The 507-nt window shown below is 53.6% G+C and carries 1 protein-coding gene; it reads right to left on the minus strand.

Annotation, left to right across the window (positions count from 1 at the left end):
* Positions 1 to 184: 184 nt before the first annotated feature.
* The coding region (locus ACXJ5O_RS29560; RefSeq protein WP_457303001.1) for a methylenetetrahydrofolate reductase at positions 185 to 507 on the minus strand (323 nt) is incomplete at its 5' end.

Consider the following 507-nt stretch of genomic DNA (forward strand, 5'->3'; position numbering starts at 1 on the left):
GGACTAACTCGATCGATGAATGTCCTTATGATCTGTGCAGCGTTCGCATTTATTGGTGCAATGGTCGTAGGACTAATCCCCTGATTGTAAATAAGAGCGCTACGAAGATGGTCTCTGACCGTTAAGCGAATAAAAAACAGGAAGGCGGCCCGGTTATAGCAACCGGGCCGTTTTCGTTTCTCATTCAGGCCGCGGCACCGGCAAGACTGGCCTCAACCGCATTGCTGCCACCAGGACGAATGCCGATCAAATGACAGATGGCGAAGGGTAGATCAGCCCGGTTCATGGTGTAGAAATGGAAATCCTGGATACCGCGCTCGACCAGATCGAGCACCTGTTCGGCAGCAACCGCGGAAGAGACCAAGGCATGCGTCTGCGGGTCATTGTCCAGCCCGTCAAACCGCTCGGCGAGCCATGCGGGAATGTGCGTTCCGGCCTTTGAGCAGAAATTGGTGACCTGCGTGAAATTATGGATCGGCAATATGCCGGGCAGGATCGGAATATAGA

The organism is Phyllobacterium sp. P5_D12, from assembly GCF_054049495.1.